The organism is Rhodopseudomonas sp. (assembly GCF_036404135.1).
In the GTDB taxonomy this organism is placed as follows: domain Bacteria; phylum Pseudomonadota; class Alphaproteobacteria; order Rhizobiales; family Xanthobacteraceae; genus Rhodopseudomonas_A.
This window is the reverse complement of the sequence record NZ_DASWPE010000215.1, coordinates 1-2,754: the sequence shown is the minus strand read 5'-3', so window position 1 is coordinate 2,754 and position 2,754 is coordinate 1. Positions and strand designations below refer to the sequence as shown.

Sequence of the window (2,754 nt, the reverse complement as noted above, 5' to 3'; positions counted from 1 at the left end):
TTCGATGGAACGACGGACGAAGGCCCAAGCTGAGGTTCGGGCTTCAAAGCCCTCGGATGACCCGGTCTCTCGTCCGCCACCGCGCGAGACAGCCTACCGCCTCGCCCAGCAGAATTTAAGTTACAAGGATGACGGCGTTTGGCGCTCGCTGATACAGCTTGCCTACGGCGATCAGATCATCGCCGCCGCGGCACTACGATCATAGAAAATCACAACCGCCGCAGCGCCACGCTTTCGACGACGTGATCGGCGCCCTTCTTCATGATCAGCGTGGCGCGCGGCCGGGTCGGCAGGATGTTGTCTTCGAGATTGGCGAGGTTTGTGCGCTCCCAGATCGCCAGCGCGGTGGCGATCGCCTCTTCATCGGACAACGGCGCATAGCGATGGAAGTACGACCGCGGATCATGGAACGCGGTGTCGCGCAGCGCCAGGAACCGCTGCACGTACCATTCGCGCAGCACCGGCTCGTCGGCATCGATATACACCGAGAAGTCGAAGAAGTCGGACACCACCGGCACCGCCTTGCCGTCGCGCGGCAGCCGGCCGGTCTGCAGCACGTTGACGCCCTCGACGATCAGGATGTCGGGACGGTCGACGGTGACGAATTCGTTCGGCACGATGTCGTAGGTGAGATGCGAGTAGTTCGGCGCCTGCACCCGGCGCCGCCCGGCCTTGATGTCGCTGAGAAACGACAACAGCCGCGGCAGATCGTAGCTCTCAGGAAAACCCTTCTTCTGCATCAACCCCTGCCGCTCCAGCACCGCGTTGGAATACAGGAAGCCGTCGGTGGTGATCAGGTCGACCTTGGGCCGCGGCGACCAGCGCGCCAGCAGGGCCTGCAGCACCCGCGCAGTGGTGGATTTGCCGACCGCGACCGAGCCGGCGACGCCGATGATGTAGGGCATCTTGCGGTCGACGATGCCGAGAAACCGCCGCTGCGAGAAATACAGCTGCTGCATCGCCGCGACGTAGATCGACAGCAACCGCGACATCGGCAGATAGATCTCCTCGACCTCCTTGAGGTCGAGCCGGTCGTACATCGAGTGCAGCGCCGCGATCTCGCTGGCGTCCAGCGTCATCGGGGTGTCGTCGCGCAGCCCGGCCCACTGTGCCCGCGTGAACACCCGGTACGGGTTATAGACCTGGTCTGCGCGCGCATCCATGCCGTCATTCCTCGTGGCCTGGCGCGTCGCCGACGCGCACTTCTGTTGCCGGGTCTTGAGCCTCACGCTGGCCGGCTGCCGTAGTAGCCGGTGACCTCTTCGACTTCGCCGTTGCGGCTTGCCGGATCGGCAAACCGCGAGCCGGATCGCGCTAGTCGCGCTTGCGCGACGCCTTTTCCGCCAACCCCGACATCGTGGTGCGCAGCGCCAGCGCCGCCTCGACCTCGTCGAGCCGCACGTCGCGGGATTTCAGCAGCACCAAAAGATGAAACAGCACGTCGGCGCTTTCCGCGATCAGGTGCGCGCGGTCGTTCTCGACCGCGGCGATCACCGTCTCCACCGCTTCCTCGCCGAATTTCTTGGCGCAATGCTCCGGCCCCTTGTCGAGCAGCTTGCGGGTATAGGAGGCTTCGCCGCCGGACGCCGCGCGGGCATCGACGGTGGCGGCCAGATCGTGGATCGTGAAACGGGCCATCGCGGCCTCCAGCTTTCTGTTGTGCGGCGGCGCCAACGCGCCGCGTCGTTCGAAACGTCGTTAAGGATCGAGCCGCATCGGCAACCCGGCGCGCACCATGTGATCCTTGGCCTGGCGAATGGTGAATTCGCCGAAATGAAAGATCGAGGCCGCCAGCACCGCGGTGGCATGGCCGCCGCGGATGCCGTCGACCAGGTGATCGAGATTGCCGACGCCGCCGGAGGCGATCACCGGCACGTGCACGCTGTCGGCGATGGCGCTGGTCAGCGGAATGTCGAAGCCCTGCCGGGTGCCGTCGCGGTCCATCGAGGTCAACAGGATCTCGCCGGCGCCGAGCGACACCACCTCCTGGGCGTATTCGATGGCGTCGATGCCGGTGGCCTTGCGCCCGCCATGGGTGAAGATCTCCCAGCGCTCGGAGCCGCCGGCGCGCTTCACCCGCTTGGCGTCGATCGCCACCACGATGCACTGGTCGCCGAATTTCTCCGCGGCCTCCTTGACGAATTCGCGGCGCGAGACCGCGGCGGAATTGATCGAGACCTTGTCGGCGCCGGAGCGCAGCAGCACCTTGATGTCGTCGACGGTGCGCACGCCGCCGCCGACCGTCAGCGGCATGAAACAGGCCTCGGCGGTGCGCCGCACCACATCCAGCATGATGCCGCGATTCTCGTGGGTGGCGGTGATGTCGAGGAAGCACAATTCGTCGGCGCCGGCGGCGTCATAGGCGATCGCGGCTTCCACCGGGTCGCCGGCGTCACGCAAATCGACGAAGTTGATGCCCTTGACGACGCGGCCGTCCTTGACGTCGAGGCAGGGGATGACGCGAACTTTGAACATGCTATGCCTCAGGCCGCCGCCGCCGCGCGGCGCAGCAAGGCCAACGCTTCCGCCGGATCGAGCCGTCCGTCATACAGCGCCCGGCCGACGATGGCGCCTTCGAGCTTGTTCGCGCGCGGCTGGATCAGCGCCTTGACATCGTCGATCGAGCCGAACCCGCCCGAGGCGATCACCGGGATCGAGATCGCTTCGGCAAGCTCGATCGTGGCGTCGAGGTTGAGGCCCTTCAACAGCCCGTCGCGGGCGATATCGGTGAAGATGATGGCGGCGACGCCGGCA

General features: G+C 65.9%; 5 protein-coding genes. 1 reads left to right on the top strand and 4 read right to left on the bottom strand.

Going from position 1 to position 2,754, the window contains the following annotated elements; genetic code table 11:
- Positions 1-205 (top strand): hypothetical protein (locus tag VGC77_RS23560; protein WP_331173978.1); only part of this gene is annotated, 205 nt, incomplete at its 5' end.
- A 4-nt stretch (positions 206-209) separates the two neighbouring features.
- Here VGC77_RS23560 and coaA read toward each other — a convergent pair.
- The 4 genes from coaA to VGC77_RS23540 form a co-directional block, all read right to left on the bottom strand.
- On the bottom strand, positions 210-1,163 hold the full coding sequence (gene coaA, locus VGC77_RS23555; protein WP_331173977.1) for a type I pantothenate kinase: 954 nt from the start codon (positions 1,161-1,163) through the stop codon (positions 210-212).
- Positions 1,164-1,314: 151 nt separating this feature from the next.
- Entirely contained in the window at positions 1,315-1,638 is a 324-nt protein-coding gene (locus VGC77_RS23550; protein ID WP_331173976.1) for a phosphoribosyl-ATP diphosphatase, read from the bottom strand.
- A 60-nt stretch (positions 1,639-1,698) separates the two neighbouring features.
- Positions 1,699-2,475: an imidazole glycerol phosphate synthase subunit HisF gene (hisF, locus tag VGC77_RS23545; protein ID WP_331173975.1), complete on the bottom strand. Its 777-nt coding sequence runs from the start codon at positions 2,473-2,475 to the stop codon at positions 1,699-1,701.
- 8 nt (positions 2,476-2,483) lie between these two features.
- Positions 2,484-2,754, bottom strand: a 271-nt coding sequence (locus VGC77_RS23540; RefSeq protein WP_331173974.1) for a HisA/HisF-related TIM barrel protein, incomplete at its 5' end; no start/stop codon positions are given.

What these genes read in the sequence shown, in the direction of transcription:
- coaA (WP_331173977.1), bottom strand. Translation starts at nt 1,163, where the DNA reads ATGGATGCGCGCGCAGACCAGGTCTATAACCCGTACCGGGTGTTCACG.
- hisF (WP_331173975.1), bottom strand. Translation starts at nt 2,475, where the DNA reads ATGTTCAAAGTTCGCGTCATCCCCTGCCTCGACGTCAAGGACGGCCGC.
- VGC77_RS23550 (WP_331173976.1), bottom strand. Translation starts at nt 1,638, where the DNA reads ATGGCCCGTTTCACGATCCACGATCTGGCCGCCACCGTCGATGCCCGC.